Origin of the sequence: Moraxella tetraodonis, assembly GCF_022359095.1 — a bacterium.
GTDB lineage: Bacteria > Pseudomonadota > Gammaproteobacteria > Pseudomonadales > Moraxellaceae > Faucicola > Faucicola tetraodonis.
Genome location: NZ_JACSYB010000001.1, coordinates 2,098,597 through 2,116,940, shown reverse-complemented (window position 1 = coordinate 2,116,940; position 18,344 = coordinate 2,098,597). Strand labels below are relative to the sequence as shown.

Genomic DNA, 18,344 nt, shown 5'->3' with positions numbered 1-18,344 from the left:
ATAACCTTAACGAAAACTTAGCTGAAGATGGCGCAATAAAAATTGAAGCGAAAAATTAAAACCACTTGCAAAAGCAAAATTTTTTGGTAAAATGGCACTCCTACTTACGCAAGTAGATTGTTAGACCCTTTTAGGCATATAGCTCAGTTGGTTAGAGCACCACCTTGACATGGTGGGGGTCGTCTGTTCGAGTCAGATTATGCCTACCATATTCCAAAAGCCCCAGTCGATTGATTGGGGCTTTTTTATTGCAGTGATATCAAGGGCTTGGGCGGTTTTTGCGAAGTAAATAATTTGACCACTTTTGTGATTTTGGACACCTTTTTTACTACAGAAATTGAATGGTGACCAAAAGGTGACCATTTGGTGACCACGCATTTTTTTAAGACTTTTAATTTCACACCCACTTGTTTTTGGTCACTTTAGTAAAAATAAATAAACTTCACTGTTTTACTAATTAAGAATCAGCCGCCTATGTGGCGGTGAATGCAAAGCACGAGGAGCAAATGGCGGCTATTAATTTCTAAGCCGCCTGTGTGGCGGTGAATGAGCAGACATAGCCCCAAGGGTTAAGGTTGCATTTCTAAGCCGCCTGTGTGGCGGTGAATCACCGACTTTTTGACCAAGCATCTTTGTGTTTTTTCTAAGCCGCCTGTGTGGCGGTGAATTCAAGGCGATAAACTAGATCGTGCGATTGCTTTTTCTAAGCCGCCTGTGTGGCGGTGAATCCATCTCGTCGATAGAGTAGGGGCAACCTTTGTTTCTAAGCCGCCTATGTGGCGGTGAATAAGCTACCGCATCCTCCCGGTAGCTTTTTTTATTTTCTAAGCCGCCTATGTGGCGGTGAATGGCATTGCGCCTGGTGCTAGTGAGCGCGAACATTTCTAAGCCGCCTATGTGGCGGTGAATGCGCTGGGGAACTTCCAAACGCTCACCATACTTTTCTAAGCCGCCTATGTGGCGGTGAATTTACGCTTAATTATTGGCTATCTACTGCGCTTTTTCTAAGCCGCCTATGTGGCGGTGAATAGGTTTACACCGTTGATAAGGGCTTTGTATTTTTTCTAAGCCGCCTATGTGGCGGTGAATTTTAGAAATTGGTGGACTGACGCCTATTGATTTTTCTAAGCCGCCTATGTGGCGGTGAATCGTTGGCTCGCAAATTGAGCGTGAAGGACACATTTCTAAGCCGCCTATGTGGCGGTGAATCATTTGCGCTTGATGTAACTAGCATTATCTCTTTTCTAAGCCGCCTATGTGGCGGTGAATAGGTTTACACCGTTGATAAGGGCTTTGTATTTTTTCTAAGCCGCCTATGTGGCGGTGAATCTTAAGTTTGACCAGCGCAATATCTCCTTGGCTTTCTAAGCCGCCTATGTGGCGGTGAATCACATCACCCAAGTTTGGTACGTCTGGATAATTTTCTAAGCCGCCTATGTGGCGGTGAATTTCGCATTTGTGAGCGCCTGGCAATTTGTATGTTTCTAAGCCGCCTATGTGGCGTTGAATGGTGGCTTATGAGTAATGTAGTCTTGGTTACTTTTCTAAGCCGCCTATGTGGCGGTGAATACCAACACCGAAAGATAAGACACCACCGAGCTTTTCTAAGCCGCCTATGTGGCGGTGAATTACGTTGGAACCCACCTGAGATGCGATACGTATTTCTAAGCCGCCTATGTGGCGGTGAATATTAAGCTGGGTATATCCTGTAAAAAGCGGTTATTTCTAAGCCGCCTATGTGGCGGTGAATCTAGGCAAGAAAAGCAGATGCGAGATTGGTTTTTTCTAAGCCGCCTGTGTGGCGGTGAATATCGGTGCCGCCGCTTGCCTTGTTGACGATGTTTTCTAAGCCGCCTGTGTGGCGGTGAATTACCACCGACAATCAAGCCGCAACATTCACGCTTTCTAAGCCGCCTGTGTGGCGGTGAATGTACAAAAATAACTGCGTCATCGGCGTATAGCTTTCTAAGCCGCCTCTGTGGCGGTGAATTCAAACGGTCCTTTAGAGACGCCATTCATTAATTTCTAAGCCGCCTCTGTGGCGGTGAATATGCAAGTGTGATTCGCCTTGATAAGGGAATTTTTCTAAGCCGCCTCTGTGGCGGTGAATTTGACAGGTTGTTGGTGATTTGGGCTGTAAGTTTTTCTAAGCCGCCTCTGTGGCGGTGAATTTAACGCTCGTAAAGCCCAAAAACTAACCAATTTTCTAAGCCGCCTCTGTGGCGGTGAATACTTTTCGCATAAGTCCACCATTAAATAAGGTTTTCTAAGCCGCCTATGTGGCGGTGAAGTTAAGACTGGCAACTGTCGGACATTCCCCTTATTTCTAAGCCGCTTATGTGGCGGTGAAGAAACGGTCATGGCAGCCAGTGGCGCACAGGCATTTCTAAGCCGCCTATGTGGCGGTGAAGAAGTGTTTAAGCGTGGCTGGCAAATCATTCGCTTTCTAAGCCGCCTATGTGGCGGTGAAGCGACTGAATTGCTTGTGCCTTTTGACTTTAGCTTTCTAAGCCGCCTATGTGGCGGTGAAGAGTGGCTCGGTGTTTAATGGTAGTTATTTTGTTTTCTAAGCCGCCTATGTGGCGGTGAATGCCAGTGTTATCAAACACTTCAATGGTGTAGCTTTCTAAGCCGCCTGTGTGGCGGTGAATACCGTTTAGCCTTTTGATAACTTGCATACTTTTTTCTAAGCCGCCTGTGTGGCGGTGAATAACGTTTAATTGTGCGTTGACCTGCTAAATCTTTTCTAAGCCGCCTGTGTGGCGGTGAATTCCAAGCCTCTGCCTTCTTTCAGGTAGGCATCTTTCTAAGCCGCCTGTGTGGCGGTGAATTCAGCAGAATTTTCTAGCTGTTTAGTCAGTTCTTTCTAAGCCGCCTGTGTGGCGGTGAATGTCTCAAAGGCAAAGCGGGGGTCGTCGCTACATTTCTAAGCCGCCTGTGTGGCGGTGAATTTTAGCGGTGACTTTGCTGACATTGATATCACTTTCTAAGCCGCCTGTGTGGCGGTGAATTTGTGCTGCCTCTATGCGCTTGGCTGCGTGGCTTTCTAAGCCGCCTGTGTGGCGGTGAATCTCAGCGTGTAGATATTATCCAAGCGGCACAATTTCTAAGCCGCCTGTGTGGCGGTGAATACAGGCAAAGAGCAAACTAAAGTACATATTAATTTCTAAGCCGCCTGTGTGGCGGTGAATTCTTGAGCAAGCCTTTATTTAGGAGTAATCATTTTCTAAGCCGCCTGTGTGGCGGTGAATGACATGATGCCGTCATGCGCTTGACCGATGGCTTTCTAAGCCGCCTGTGTGGCGGTGAATCTAAAGCAAGTGGCGTAGGGGCAACAGGTCAATTTCTAAGCCGCCTGTGTGGCGGTGAATAAGCTATTTATAGCTTGTGGCACTAAACAACATTTCTAAGCCGCCTGTGTGGCGGTGAATGGTATCGAGCTCGCCGCGGTAGCTGCATTTTTTTTCTAAGCCGCCTGTGTGGCGGTGAATACAAAGGCACCGGATTGTGGGAATGTCATTATTTTCTAAGCCGCCTGTGTGGCGGTGAATTGGGCTGTCTTTGTTCGACATATTCCACTCGATTTCTAAGCCGCCTGTGTGGCGGTGAATTTAAGTTTGGTACGTTATCTATAGTCGATAAATTTCTAAGCCGCCTGTGTGGCGGTGAATTGTGTTACTTGGCGAACATAAAACAATATATTTTTCTAAGCCGCCTGTGTGGCGGTGAATGGCAAAATGCGGCAGCGCAAACAGGCAGCGCATTTCTAAGCCGCCTGTGTGGCGGTGAATCGTAGCATTGTCTGGCGAAGTATCTCGTATGTTTTCTAAGCCGCCTGTGTGGCGGTGAATATAGTTGTTTGCGAGTGGCTACGTTTGAATTATTTCTAAGCCGCCTGTGTGGCGGTGAATACTGGGATATAGGCACCTGATGTACGCTGATATTTCTAAGCCGCCTGTGTGGCGGTGAATTGATGGCTTTGCCCTGCGTATGGCATCTCAATTTTCTAAGCCGCCTGTGTGGCGGTGAATGCATTGGCATAGGCTTCTTGCAGTTCGTCAGCTTTCTAAGCCGCCTGTGTGGCGGTGAATTAAACTTTCCAATGCCTTGCTGAGATTGCGCTTTTCTAAGCCGCCTGTGTGGCGGTGAATTTCGTCTGTAACGTCGTTTCGCTGAAAATACATTTCTAAGCCGCCTGTGTGGCGGTGAATAATCAAAAACGGAATCAAACTGCCATACTCACTTTCTAAGCCGCCTGTGTGGCGGTGAATCATATTGGGGCATGAAACCTATCGCTAAGATTTTTCTAAGCCGCCTGTGTGGCGGTGAATTGCTCATCTTTAGTCATGCCTGATGATTTGCTTTTCTAAGCTGCCTGTGTGGCGGTGAATTTGATTTTTTCAGCATTATCCGTTGCAAACTTTTTCTAAGCCGCCTGTGTGGCGGTGAATCTAGCTTACACAGCTCAACATTTACTTACATTTTTCTAAGCCGCCTGTGTGGCGGTGAATCATCAATTTCAGCCGCTTGTTTTTCTACTACTTTTCTAAGCCGCCTGTGTGGCGGTGAATTCGCCACTGCTTGTGTCAATATCCCATGTAAATTTCTAAGCCGCCTGTGTGGCGGTGAATTGGCACGCATCGCAAAATACACCGCATTAAACTTTCTAAGCCGCCTGTGTGGCGGTGAATTTGCCATTACTACCGCGGGCTTTAATCTTGATTTTCTAAGCCGCCTGTGTGGCGGTGAATTCTTGCCTAGCGCATCATCTTGAAAGGCTTTATTTCTAAGCCGCCTGTGTGGCGGTGAATCGTCTCGGTCTTGATTATCAAGTGTTGGTGTTTTTCTAAGCCGCCTGTGTGGCGGTGAATTCGAAGAAGATGACACGGGCTTAAAAGTCACATTTCTAAGCCGCCTGTGTGGCGGTGAATGTTCGCTTGATTCTCTAATGAAGTAATTTCATTTTCTAAGCCGCCTGTGTGGCGGTGAATGTTGAAACAAACACGCCACCATCTTGGAAGATTTTCTAAGCCGCCTGTGTGGCGGTGAATAAATGTGGAATAACGGTAAAGGTCGTAATGGTTTTCTAAGCCGCCTGTGTGGCGGTGAATCTTAAAAGGTGAAATATCGTCAACACCTAAAATTTCTAAGCCGCCTGTGTGGCGGTGAATAGCAAGGTCTAGCGGTAATTCAATTTTATGAATTTCTAAGCCGCCTGTGTGGCGGTGAATTAAGTTTGAGTCCGCAATGGCTGACGTTAAAATTTCTAAGCCGCCTGTGTGGCGGTGAATGCTATAGCAACGGTGTTCTACACAGTGAAAATTTTCTAAGCCGCCTGTGTGGCGGTGAATCTGACACTCTTAAATGCCAGTTCGCTGCGTTTTTTCTAAGCCGCCTGTGTGGCGGTGAATGATGAAACAATCCAACATCTAGAAACACTGATTTTCTAAGCCGCCTGTGTGGCGGTGAATCACAACTACAAATCATCAAGGCGCATTTGCAATTTCTAAGCCGCCTGTGTGGCGGTGAATGCAACCTGCTCGTCAACAAACTTTGATTGAGCTTTCTAAGCCGCCTGTGTGGCGGTGAATGCCACCGATACTCAAATCAGCACTGTTAGAGATTTCTAAGCCGCCTGTGTGGCGGTGAATACACGCACATAAACAGATTATCAAATCGGTCTTTTCTAAGCCGCCTGTGTGGCGGTGAATACGACCTTTACCGTTATTCCACATTTCAAAATTTTCTAAGCCGCCTGTGTGGCGGTGAATAACGCTTCTTTGTCAGACAGCTCCACTGCTTTTTTCTAAGCCGCCTGTGTGGCGGTGAATCAAAAATAAATCAGTGTAAAGAGAATTTGTTATTTCTAAGCCGCCTGTGTGGCGGTGAATCGAAGTTGTACGGTGGCTGAGGCGTTAGCATTTTTCTAAGCCGCCTGTGTGGCGGTGAATACTGACCCCAAGAAAAAATTGCGTATCGAAATTTTCTAAGCCGCCTGTGTGGCGGTGAATGTTGGGAATCGTTTTATGATGAGTGGGCAGCTTTTCTAAGCCGCCTGTGTGGCGGTGAATGCCATTGATAACCAGATATTCAAGTTTCAAGCTTTCTAAGCCGCCTGTGTGGCGGTGAATTCATAGACAACTGCAACAAGTACGTTACCGTTTTTCTAAGCCGCCTGTGTGGCGGTGAATTTCTAGTGGGAAAGCGCCCAATGGTGTCGCCATTTCTAAGCCGCCTGTGTGGCGGTGAATTTACAAGTAATGGGGCTAAAATCGGCTCACAATTTCTAAGCCGCCTGTGTGGCGGTGAATCAACCGCTAATGATAACAAAGCATTGATTATTTTTCTAAGCCGCCTGTGTGGCGGTGAATGCGGCACAAGGCGGCAATATCAGCCTTATTATTTTCTAAGCCGCCTGTGTGGCGGTGAATATGACCTTGTAAAGACACAGATGTATGGATTTTTTCTAAGCCGCCTGTGTGGCGGTGAATGTTTGTTGTCGCTGTCGAAAATCACCCATACATTTCTAAGCCGCCTGTGTGGCGGTGAATATCAAACAAACTCGGTACTTATGCCACTAAGATTTTCTAAGCCGCCTGTGTGGCGGTGAATAAGAATTTTATCCCAAAAAAAGCAGTTATAGCAAGGCTTACCAAGTAAAAATACCCTTTTTACCCTACATTTTTTGCCTGGATATAACTGATTGAAATTTATACCTATTTTTATTGAGTCAAAAATAAGGGTTATTCACCCTTATAGTTTGTCGGCAAGGTTGATTACCAGTGGGGAACGGTTACCGCATCTAATTGATTATTCATCCCATAGGTATTCAAGCTGCCACTTTTTTCATCCTTCGCCACTTCTTGCCAAATTGACAGTTTGTAGTCATTTTGGGTGGTTTGACTTTTTAGGGTGATAAAAGGGTAGTGTTTGATAGCACGCTTATGGGCAAGACAATGCGCCAATGCTTCTTGGTCATTGATGCCCTTAAAGTTGGCAAACTCCGCCACTTTTTTGTCAAAATTCTTGTAACGGTAACGTTTCACCACCACATGCCCATGCACTTCGGGTACAGGCTGGATACGTTTAATATGTACATAATCTATCAAACGCGCTAGCCATTTATCCAAATTTAGCGTTTGCAACGCCTGCTCACTTGGGGCAAAAATGCGTAATTTGTGGCCTAAAGTGGCGAAGGTTTTCCCCTGTTTTTCGGTATATTGATAATTGGGAAAATTGACCCCAATGGTTTCAATACCGTGACTGTTTTTGACATCGGCAAGTGCGATGTGGAGTTGGGTGAAAATCTTACTCCATAGTTCAAAAAAAGGCATATCATCAGCGATTAGCGTGAGTTCTTGATAGTACTTCATGATATTTCCTTAGCGTAAACGAATATCGGATACATAAGCCAAGCCTTTTTTACCTAAATAAAAGCTAGAAACGCCTGCGTTATCAATCATCTGCTTTAATTCTTTGGCTTGCTCAATATTAATATCCAATGTGATTTCAAGTTGACCATTGGCTTTGGTCAGATTATGGTTAATCTTACCTTCACCTTTGACAAATTCTTCACGGACATAGGGGTTGCCATAAATTAATTTACTTTTACCTGTTGTATAGGCTCTCATAAAGTCTTTTGGGGTAAAGCCGTTATTAGAAATTCCACTAATACCCCCCATTTTTGATTTGGCAGTGGTCATGTCATAACGTTGCTCAAGGCGTTGCATTTGCAAATACAAAGCAGAGCAGTACATTGGCAAAATCAACTGTAAACCTTTGGTGTTAAGTGGTTTATATTTATCAAACAAACTGGCTAGTTTATCTGATGCTTGTTTAAGAACACCGTCAGCCTCGACAGGCTTGGATTTGCCAATAATTTCAAGACGATTTAAAATCGATACTGGGTCAAGTGAAATAGGTGCATCAATTTCAAATTCTTTAATCAATTTATCGCTAAGGATAAGCTCACAAAGCTGTTCGATATCGAGTGCCAATACACCCCAAAATTCTTTAGAATAATTCGATAAAAAAATTGGGTCATTGACCTTAATCATACCTGTAAAAGAATTTTGGTCAGTGCTGCCTTTCATATTGCGAATATAAGCAATTTCACGATTAATGACTTTAGGCTTATCTTCAAATGCAATCAATTCTTCTTTGTCTGCAAAGTAATAATCCTCACTTGCACGGGCTTGGTAAAGTTTACGTTGGTCGCCAATCAGACGGCTTAAAATACCCATCACGGTATTTTTGGTCACTTCACGTTGAAAATAGTTTTCGGGCTTTTTGAGTTCAGTCATGGACGCAACAAAGTTACGCCCTTTATTCGGTAATTTTTCATCATTACTACCGTCCAAAAAGGAATTTCGCCATGATGATTCGTATTCAATAATAATACGCATAGCGCCTCCTTATTGAGTAGATTTGGCTTCAAAATACACCGCATAATTGCCATTTGGTTGGCTAGAAACTTCATCTGGGTTACGTTTGATGCGCATCATCTTATTACTGTCGTTGTAATCCACTTCCAAGCTATCCACATACATATAACCTTTGGCTTGGCGGATTGACAAATTATGAATCATTTCTAAAGTGGTTTGCACCAAAATATCAATGGCGTCTTGGTCAAGCAAAATACCGACTTCCCCTTGTTCATAAATTGTACCTTTACGCACATAATTTGAGTGGAAAGTAGCTTTAGGATTACGATTTGGGGCAAGTGACTGGATAAAACTTTGTACTTGTTGGGCGACTGCCTCACCTTGATTATCTTTAATCACCATTGCACAACGGTCAAACTTGTTATCCAAAGAAATAAATTCAAGCTGCTCAATGCTAATCGATCCATAAGAGATATATTCAGTGTCACCAAATGTAGTTTTTGAAAAGAATGATGAGCTATCACGTTCGCCTGCTTGACCAAATTGCTCAAAGTTTCCATTGCCAAGTTGGTCTACAAAATCTTCAATTAATAGAGGGCTAGTGCGTTTGCATTGGCTAGCTGGAACAACGTACCCACGCACCAAGCCTGTGATAGAAGCCAGTACTTTATCAAGCGATTTTTCACCTGCAAAATGTAAATCGAAAGCTTGCTCACGGAATAAATGATGACGAATACAGTTTTGGCTAATATAAAGTGGTGTTTCTTTAAAATTGATATCGGTCGCTTCTTTTTTATATTTATAGCCTGTTTCGTCTTTGATTTTGCCTGTTAAATTGGTATAGCCACGCAATTTTGGCAAAGTATGATTATCAACAGTACGACCTTCGCTACTCAAAGTAGTTGGACCATTCCAGTTGACTACGCCGTGTCCGAATGCTTTGATTTTAAAATCCACACTTTTAATACCTGTTACTTTTTCCATGATTTTCTCCTACGATTTTGTTAGTTAAAATTAGGATAAATTTATTGTGCTATCCCAATCACATTAAAAAACTAATTACTCTCTTCTTCAAGCCCACTTTCTATCGATTGTGGGTTTTTCAATTTATCAATCGACATCATACCGACTGGCTGTTTTGCCGTTTTAACATAATACATCGCATATCCATGACGTTCACGTTCACCGCCAATCGGCTCTAAATCTTTGGTGGTGTAACTTAGATAAATTGGAAACTCGGGTGAGCGAGCCAGTTTTAATAACTCCCAATCAAAGCGCGTGGCTTTGAAAGTCTCATTTGGATATTTGCCTGCCATGATGTTGTGATGTTTTTTATGCATGAAAGTTACCAAGTCTTTGTTACTATCACGCATCTCAAATCGCCCGCCTTGAATACGGTTGGTACTTTCAGTCAATCCAACCGTGATTTTGCTATGGTCTGTATCTTCTGGATAGGCATATTCTTCAATAAAAGTCGGTGTTAATTGATTATCCACTTCACACACCGCCATTTGCACAAAGCGGTTATCGCCACGCAACGACACATTGGCGATTTTGGCAACACCATCTTTTTGTTTTTTACGGCTCGGCATACTGATAGGGTCGATGATTTTGTCATTAATCAATTTGACACTTTCTTTGAGCGATTTATTCAAGTCTTCTCTAACTTTTTCTTGGCATTTTTCATCGGCATAAAAGGCTTGATAAATTTGGTATAAATCATTAATTTTGACGGTATCGCCCTTGTCTGCAATATAATCTTTGACAAAATTAAGCCATGCCACGCTACTGTGCCAAACATTCATATTTGCCAAGAATTTGGCTTTACTACTCGATTGTTTGCCTGTTTCAGCTGATTTTGGTAATACAGTGGTATAAATATTTAAAGAATTATTGCTGTCAAAACGGTCAAGTCGCCCCAGACGTTGTAGCCAGTTCTCGGGACTGGTCATATCGGTAAACATTCGCTCACAGCTAATATTGAGCGATGCTTGCACAATCGGTCCGCTGCGTAGTATTTGGAAGTTGCCGCTGCCATTTTGCTTAAAGCACTTATACACCCTATCAAACCATTCAGCTTTGTCCTGTTTGGTGTATTTTGAATGCAACAAAATAGCATGCTCATCATTTTGATTGAGTAAAAAGCCAAGTTGGGCTTCTTGGGCGGTATTGGTAATGACGAAGGTTACTTTATTATCAGTCACTTTATCGATAATTAAAGGACTGACTTCACCATTTTGATCATCATAATTTTTAAACTCGATTTGATAATCTGCGTTATTGAAACTATCCACTCGGACAATATCGCTCTCATCAAGTTGTAGCACATTTTTGACGTAAAAATCATGGGGTGTTGCTGAGACAAGCAGGGTATTAGCTTGGTGTTTTCGCATTTTTTTGGCTTCGATAAGTTCGGCAAAAAGCAAATTAAATGCAGCCATTGGAATTAATTCATGAAATTCATCGAAAACCACATGAGCCTGCATAAATCTCATCATGCCGTCAATTTTTTGATGGGAAATAATGTTATTCACTACTTGGTCAATCGTGGTAATCACAATATCGCCACTAAAATAATCATCAACAGCCGTTTCTTCGATATCTTCAAAACGCTGTCCATTCGTCAAAATTTTCTTGTATTCGCCTGTGAAAATTTCGATTTTGCTGTTTGGTAAATAGTCTGCTTGGGTTAAATCTTGCAAAATACCCAAACATACTTGCACGCGTGGGCATACCCACACGATTTTTTGGACATTGGTTTTGGCTGCCCATTGAAGGGCGATTTTGGTTTTACCGCAGCCAGCAGGACCTTGTAATACGGCAACATTATCGCGACCATCAAATTCAGCAATTTCTGTCAGTTCAGCTAATTGACTTGAAGCAGCATTTTGGCTTTGATTACGTTCACTATTAGGATAACTTTGATTAAAGCCTTGAATACAGCGGTCAATTTCTATTTTTAAATTGGTATCTTCTTGCAGAATATTGTTTAAGGCATGCACCAGTGAACCTTCTGCTAGATATTCGGCTAAATCTTCGCTCGGTATTTTTGAGACGATACGGTCAGCATTAATCACTGCCATTCGTACCAAATTGTGTAATGCATTGGGTTTGATATCTTTGACAAATTCCGCCACTTCATCGGATAAATCATTATAATTCTTATACAATGGCAAATCATTTTTAGTTAATTGGTAAGGATATGACAAAGTTGGCAATAAATTGGCAAAATCAAAATCTTCTGACTGAAAATTTTTAGCAATTACTTTAAAATCTTTGAGAACGGCTACGAGTTGGTTAATTACTTTATCAATATGCGTATTCGTTAATGACTTGATAAAGAGCTTATCAATACCTTCTGCTTTACTGAAGTATTTATCTTCTTTTCGGTAAGGCCGCGTGTGATGCCAGTAGATACCGTGATAGATTTGGGCTAGCTGAGTGGTGTTCAAATTTTTTTCATCTTTTAGCAAGGAAGCAGCCAATAACCAAGATAATTCATGATGCCTTGGATGGGTTTCAAAGGTAAATTTTCCCAAGCCTTTTACCGTGCTATCGATATGTACCCCATCATCAAGCAATTTGATATCTTCTGGTTCATCTTCGTTGGCGACTTTAAATTTTGGACTGGCAGATTTTTTGGTTATCCATTGTTGAAATTGTGGGTCAATTTTGCCCAAATCGTGCAAAATGCCAGCGATAAAAGCTGATTTTGCCAAATTTGGACTGTCTATTTTTAGTTTGTTTATAATTTGGTATGCCAAATAACCTACCGCAAATAAATGGTGACTTAGTGGCTGACCATGCGTGTTGGCTAGAATGTTTTTTGTTTCGATTGGCAAATCCATAAATACTTCCTTTGTTGTCCAGTTGACAGGCACAAAGCCTAAGTTGTTGAATGCGTCTTTACGCCCCACCACCCACACCAGTTCACTGCGTTGCCGTGTCCTTACCCGATGGCAACTCACGGCGGTAGATTTGGTTGCCGATTGACGTAGTAACTTTTTGACAGTGTCTAGCCCATCTTCGGTAATGGCGGTTTGCCATACGTTATCGCCAATACGATTGGCAAACGCATCCAAAATACGGCGAGTACGGTTTAACGCCTTTTTTTCACATTGCGAAATAAACGTCACTAGCATAAATTAATTTTTCCAATCCATTGATTTTCATAAGTTTATAATTTTTAAAAGTCCTTTTTTAATGCCAAATCTTTCACCGTATCGAACATCACATCCAACGCTTTATAAGTGGTAAAATAATTCAGACATTCTTGGCGGAATTCCTGCTCACTGGTATTTTCTTTAGCACAAATAAAGGCAAGCGGTAGCACAATTGCATCTTTGACAATATCGGCAATATCAAACACCAATGCCCCGCGCCGTGTCTTACCGTGCATGACCGCAAAACCATGCGGAATGCCAAGCACCCAAGCAGTGGTTGCCCCGAGTCCGTAGGCTAAATAATTGCCGTGATTCAAGAAACCATTGGCTTTATCCATCCCGTCATGCTCACGGCTAAAGCCTGCATGATCGGTATGAATTGACGCTAACTTATACAATTCTTTAGTCATACGGGCTTCAAGCTGTAATAAGTGCATAACTTCAGTTTGCTTAGGAATATCAGCGCGATAGCGTTCAATTAAGTTCGTCACAGCGTCACTTCTACTGTCAAAACCCATTTGCCGAAAATCTTGATCGCGACTCCAAATGTTTTGCAAAAATGCCAATCGCGCAAATTGAATGTGTTTGGCGGCTTGCAAGCGTTTGCCATCCTCCCACCACCACGATAGCCAGCCTTGTACATATTCAGTCGGGCGATATTCTGACTGCGGCGTCATCCATTCGATTTCGGTTCCCATAAACAAAGGCGTACCACCGCCGCCGCAAAACCCGACCAATACCCCCGCTTGCGACAGCATCCGCATGGCAGCTTGGGTAATTGATGTCCCTGTGCCCAATAATATACAAGTGGTGTTGGCAATCGGAATGTTGTAATAAAGATTCTCTTTTTCGGCTTCAGTAAGATACAATACACGCCCATCTTTTTGCATGACGCGGCAGTATTGTAGGTAGTAGATATTGGCACGTTTGGAGTGCAGGATGGTCTTTAAGTCAGAAGACGTAAAGCTATTGTCGGTATAGGGATTGGCGTTTGACATGATAGAGATGACATAAGTTGATTTTTCTTTAGTCTGTCAAACCATGTTCATGAATGCAATAGGGTATTTATAGTAAAACGACAAATAGTGACGTTTAGAAAAATTTAATCTTATAACTTATATTGAGGTGTTTATTTAGTCAATTGTTAAAATTTGGTTGTTATGGATTTTAATTATCAAAAAAATCTTGATTTAAGAGTTATCAATATTATAAGAGTTATAGATAATTCACTTGTAACTCTCCCTAAAATAAAACAGCTCAGACATAGCCTTATTTAGAAACCGATCGTGGACTTGAATTCTTTGCTGAAAAGGTTCAGAAGAAAATGATTGAGTATGGCATCAAATTTAGACCCAATAAACCAGGGTCGCCACATCTCAATGGTAAAGTTGAGCCTTCTCAAAAGACTGATACAACTGAATTCTATGCAAGCGTAGATATCACGTCCGAAAACCTTCAGGACCAATTGGCTGAATGGCAGCATTACTATAATTGGCTAAGACCACATTCAGCTTTGAAGGGAAAAACACCCATCGAGAGGTATTTTGAATTAAGCGAGGAAACGCCGTTAATTTAATTCCAATGCACCAATTACCGCTTTGCCCCAATTTGGTAACTCTTTACTAATCGAATACCAAATCCAAGTGCCTTTACGCTCACTTTCTAAAATACCGATTTGCTTTAATTGGTTTAAATGCCGTGAGATAGTTGGCTGTGGTTGGTCTAACTCGCTGATGATGTCACACACGCATAACGCTTGCTTCTGATTAAGTAGTTGCACAATTTTTAATCTGGTGGGGTCGCTTAACGCCTTGAGAAAGTCTGTTTTATTCATATATTTACATATCCAAATATATAGATTATAGTATAGCTCAATTTTAACAGGTTTCTATAGGCAGTCAATGATTACTGCATTACTCATTTTTCTAGTGACTTTGATATTTGTAATATGGCAACCTAAAGGCTTGGGCATCGGCTGGACTGCCAGTATCGGGGCTGGGATAGCTTTGCTATTAGGGGTAATAACGGTTGCCGATATTCCTGTAGTGTGGAATATTGTTTGGAACGCTACCTTTGCCTTTATTGCTATTATCATTATTAGTCTGTTACTTGATGAAGCAGGCTTTTTCCGCTATATCGCCCTGCACGTTGCAAGATTAGCAAAAGGTAGCGGTAATCGGTTGTTTGCGTTTATTGTGCTACTTGGGGCGGTGGTATCGGCATTGTTTGCCAATGATGGTGTGGCTTTGATATTAACACCCATTGTGATTGCGATTTTAACCACGTTACGCTTTTCCCCTGCGACTACCCTTGCTTTTATTATGACAGCAGGGTTTATCGCTGATACCGCCAGTATTCCGCTCGTGGTGTCTAATTTGGTAAATATTGTGTCGGCTGACTTTTTTAAAATCCCTTTTACCGATTATGCCAAAGTGATGATACCAGTAAACGTGGTAGCGGTTGTCACCTCATTATTGGTACTGTATGGGTTTTATCATAAAGACATTCCTACGGTTTATGCGTTGGATTTAATCGAAAACTCACAATCGGCTATCGTGGATAAAAATACCTTTATCATGGGTTGGGTGGTATTGGCGTTACTTTTGTTGGGTTTTTTTGTGCTTGAGCCTATAGGTGTACCCATTAGCTTCATTGCAGGGGTTGGCGCGTTGGTGTTGCTTGTGGTAGCGAAAATGGGTAAAAAAATAACGGTGCTGCCGATTGTCAAAAATGCCCCGTGGCAAGTGGTGATATTTTCATTGGGTATGTATTTGGTGGTGTATGGTTTAAAAAATGCAGGGCTGACCGATTATTTAGCTCATGAGTTAAGCCAACTCGCTAATCATGGCATGATGACAGCTACAGTAGGAACAGGGTTATTATCGGCAGGACTTTCATCTGTCATGAATAATATGCCAACGGTGCTAATTCAAGCTTTAGCGATTGATGAGGCGATTATCCATGACCCCATGATAAAGCAAGCCATGATTTATGCCAATGTAATAGGCTGTGATTTAGGCACGAAAATTACCCCGATTGGCTCACTCGCTACTTTATTATGGTTGCACGTTTTAGCCAGTAAAAATATTACGGTGAGTTGGGGCTATTATATTAAAGTCGGTATTATTTTAACCTTGCCTGTATTGGTGGCTACATTGGTTGCATTGGCAATTTGGTTGCCAATAATTCAATAATTTTAAAACTTAAAAAGGAACAAGTATGCAAAATATCACAATTTACCACAACCCTAACTGTGGCACATCACGCAACACGCTTGCTCTTATCAAACATCAAGGCATTGAGCCTTCTGTTATTCACTATTTGGATAACCCACCTGATGAAACAACCCTGCGTGATTTAATTACCAAAATGGGTATTACCCCAAGACAATTACTGCGTGTAAATGTGCCGCCTTACGCTGAACATAGGCTAGATAACCTTAGTTTGACTGATGATGACCTTATTGAAGCTATGTTAGCTGACCCACTTCTAATCAATCGTCCAATCGTTGTGAGTGATAAAGGCGTTAAGCTGTGCCGTCCTTCCGAAGTTGTACTAGATTTGATTGATACACCCTTAACCAAAACCTTTATCAAAGAAGATGGGGAAAAGATTGAGCCGACAATTTAGTCAAAACACCTGTTTTTATTGAACTTGTAAGCCGTTACTGGGACTCCCCATTAACGGCTTTCTCATTTCAGCAATAAACTATCGTATTGATTTGAACTATAACTTGTATATTAGGACTTACGCAAAAAATTTTGCTTTTGCGTAAGTCCTATATCTAATGGATTTTGCTAACATGCAATTTAGGGTAATTTAACTTAAAGGTTTTCGTCTGTTCGAGTCAGATTATGCCTACCATATTCCAAAAGCCCCAGTCGATTGATTGGGGCTTTTTTATTGCAGTGATATCAAGGGGTTACGTGATTTTTCGAGGGTTGAAAGGTAAACATCTGACCATTCTTTGGGCTGACACCATTATTTACTATTTTTCTCAAGTAACCGCAGTTCAGTTTTTTGAATTTTGCCAACCGCGGTTTTGGGTAATTGCTCAATAAACGTATATTGACGTGGCCGTTTATACCCGGTTAATTGCTCATGACTAAAGGCTTTAAGCTCATCTATCGTCAAACTGTCATCTGATTTGACAATATAGGCTTTAACCGATTGCCCTTGAAGCGCATCTTCAACGCCAATCACGGCACATTCTTGGACTTTCGGGTGATTTAACAGCACCGCTTCAATTTCGGTTGGATAGACATTAAAGCCACTGACGATCAGCATATCTTTTTTGCGATCCATTAATTTGATATGCCCGTTTTGCATCATCATCCCAATGTCGCCTGTCTTTAAATGGCCTTCAGGTAAGAAATAATCGGTGTTGTCAATGTTATGATAACCTATAGTCACATTATCACCTTTGATACAGATTTCACCCACTTCGCCTAACGCCACTTCATTTCCCACATCATCACAGATTTTGATATCGATACTCGGTAAAGGTAGGCCAATATCGCCAGTGTACTCATGATTGGTGAGGGGGTTACACGTGCCTGCACCGATAGTTTCGGACATGCCCCATCCTTCTATTAATGGGCAGCCAGTGAGCTCAAGCCAAGCTTTGGCCGCGGCGGGGGTGGCTGCCATACCGCCGGCGATTGATAATTTTAGTTCACGGGTATCGACACTTTTAAAATCGGGGTGGTTAACTAATGCCTGAAACAAGGTATTAACCCCAGGAAGAATGTGAAACGGCTTAGCAGATAATATTTTGATAAAACTGGCAATGTCTTTAGGGTTGGTCACCAAGGTCATGCGCATGCCAGATTTCATGCCTAACATGGAAAAGATAAAGGCAAAGATATGATATAGCGGCAACGCTAGGATACTATGGAATACTTGTTCGACATTTTTTTGTTGGTTGAGTACCGGCAAAAACCACTGATAGTATTGCTCAACTGCTGTCAAAATATTTCGATGGGTCAGCAAGATGCCTTTGGGTCTGCCAGTGGTGCCGCCGGTGTATTGGATAAAGGCAACATCATCAAGTGATTTGGATGGCTGTTGGTAAGGCATGGATTTAGCGGTTTTCATCACTTGACCCAATCGTAATGGCTGATACTTTTTGTCAATTTGGTAAGGCGCTACCATTTTCTTGACATATTTTACAGCGATATCGACTATTTTACCCTTTAATCCTAACAAGTCCCCTAAACGGATAATCACGACTTTTTTCACTGGGGTTTTGTCAATGATTTTTTGTAAAGTGTGAGCAAAATTTTCTAAAATAAAAATAACTTCAGTATTGGCATCAATCAACTGAAACTCTAATTCACGAGCTGTATGTAGCGGATTAATCGGCGTCAAAACATACCCTGAGCGAATCGCACCTATCATGACCGGTAAATACGCTTGTACATTAGGCAGCATGATAGCGACACTGGCATTTGGGCCCAAGGATTGGGCTTGTAGCCAGCGGCTGACAAGGCGTGCGACGTTATCCGCCTGTTGATAGCTGATAGCTCTCTCCATATTGCTGGTGAATTCTCGTGAGGCAAAGGCCGTTAAACGATCATCAAAAAATTCTATTAACGATTGATCTGTTAAAGCGGGAATGTGTGCGGCGGTGGCAGGGTCATAAAATTTTGTCCAAAAATTTTCCATGTTGTTATCCTTTTTCTGTCCTTAGAAAATAGGCTAATAGGCCCTTGAAAAGGTTTTTTCCATGGGCCTATTAGGGTGCGCGTATTGCCGCGCTTTTTGATTACTATCAATTACTGTGCCTTGAGTTGAT

The 18,344-nt window shown here is 42.3% G+C and carries 9 protein-coding genes, 1 tRNA gene, 1 pseudogene and 1 CRISPR repeat array; of the genes and pseudogenes, 4 read left to right on the top strand and 7 right to left on the bottom strand.

Annotation, left to right across the window (positions count from 1 at the left end):
* Window positions 1-132: 132 nt before the first annotated feature.
* A tRNA-Val gene (locus H9W84_RS09335) sits at window positions 133-209 on the top strand.
* Between the two features lie 311 nt (window positions 210-520).
* Window positions 521-6,612: a CRISPR direct-repeat array (repeat unit 28 nt; unit sequence TTTCTAAGCCGCCTGTGTGGCGGTGAAT).
* A gap of 164 nt (window positions 6,613-6,776) precedes the next feature.
* On the opposite strand, the gene cas6f is transcribed toward H9W84_RS09335, so the two are convergent.
* The 5 genes from cas6f to cas1f form a co-directional block, all read right to left on the bottom strand.
* Window positions 6,777-7,373 carry a type I-F CRISPR-associated endoribonuclease Cas6/Csy4 gene (gene cas6f / locus H9W84_RS09330; RefSeq protein ID WP_239743213.1) on the bottom strand — a complete coding sequence of 199 codons (597 nt, stop codon included), beginning with the start codon at window positions 7,371-7,373 and terminating at the stop codon, window positions 6,777-6,779.
* 9 nt (window positions 7,374-7,382) lie between these two features.
* The gene (cas5fv, locus tag H9W84_RS09325) at window positions 7,383-8,405 is read right to left on the bottom strand and encodes a type I-Fv CRISPR-associated protein Cas5fv (protein ID WP_239743211.1); all 1,023 of its coding nucleotides are present in this window, start codon (window positions 8,403-8,405) and stop codon (window positions 7,383-7,385) included.
* 9 nt (window positions 8,406-8,414) lie between these two features.
* The gene (cas7fv, locus tag H9W84_RS09320; RefSeq protein ID WP_096489357.1) at window positions 8,415-9,368 is read right to left on the bottom strand and encodes a type I-Fv CRISPR-associated protein Cas7fv; all 954 of its coding nucleotides are present in this window, start codon (window positions 9,366-9,368) and stop codon (window positions 8,415-8,417) included.
* 71 nt (window positions 9,369-9,439) lie between these two features.
* Window positions 9,440-12,526 (bottom strand): CRISPR-associated endonuclease Cas3'', encoded by a 3,087-nt coding sequence (locus H9W84_RS09315; protein WP_239743209.1) that lies wholly within the window; start codon window positions 12,524-12,526, stop codon window positions 9,440-9,442.
* 44 nt (window positions 12,527-12,570) lie between these two features.
* A complete protein-coding gene (gene cas1f, locus H9W84_RS09310; protein ID WP_065253433.1) occupies window positions 12,571-13,545 on the bottom strand; it encodes a type I-F CRISPR-associated endonuclease Cas1f in 975 nt (324 codons plus the stop codon).
* 275 nt (window positions 13,546-13,820) lie between these two features.
* Between cas1f and H9W84_RS09305 the strand changes: the two are divergent.
* Window positions 13,821-14,114 (top strand): annotated as a pseudogene (locus H9W84_RS09305) (integrase core domain-containing protein); the annotation flags it as partial.
* Here H9W84_RS09305 and H9W84_RS09300 read toward each other — a convergent pair.
* The gene (locus H9W84_RS09300; protein ID WP_065253432.1) at window positions 14,115-14,381 is read right to left on the bottom strand and encodes an ArsR/SmtB family transcription factor; all 267 of its coding nucleotides are present in this window, start codon (window positions 14,379-14,381) and stop codon (window positions 14,115-14,117) included.
* A gap of 67 nt (window positions 14,382-14,448) precedes the next feature.
* Here H9W84_RS09300 and H9W84_RS09295 point away from each other — a divergent pair, with 67 nt between their 5' ends.
* Complete coding sequence (locus tag H9W84_RS09295) at window positions 14,449-15,741, top strand: arsenic transporter (protein WP_239743207.1); 1,293 nt, start codon at window positions 14,449-14,451, stop codon at window positions 15,739-15,741.
* A gap of 25 nt (window positions 15,742-15,766) precedes the next feature.
* On the top strand, window positions 15,767-16,177 hold the full coding sequence (arsC, locus tag H9W84_RS09290) for an arsenate reductase (glutaredoxin) (RefSeq protein WP_239743205.1): 411 nt from the start codon (window positions 15,767-15,769) through the stop codon (window positions 16,175-16,177).
* A 351-nt stretch (window positions 16,178-16,528) separates the two neighbouring features.
* Here arsC and H9W84_RS09285 read toward each other — a convergent pair whose 3' ends face one another.
* A complete protein-coding gene (locus H9W84_RS09285) occupies window positions 16,529-18,214 on the bottom strand; it encodes an AMP-binding protein (RefSeq protein WP_239743203.1) in 1,686 nt (561 codons plus the stop codon).
* Between the last annotated feature and the right edge of the window lie 130 nt (window positions 18,215-18,344).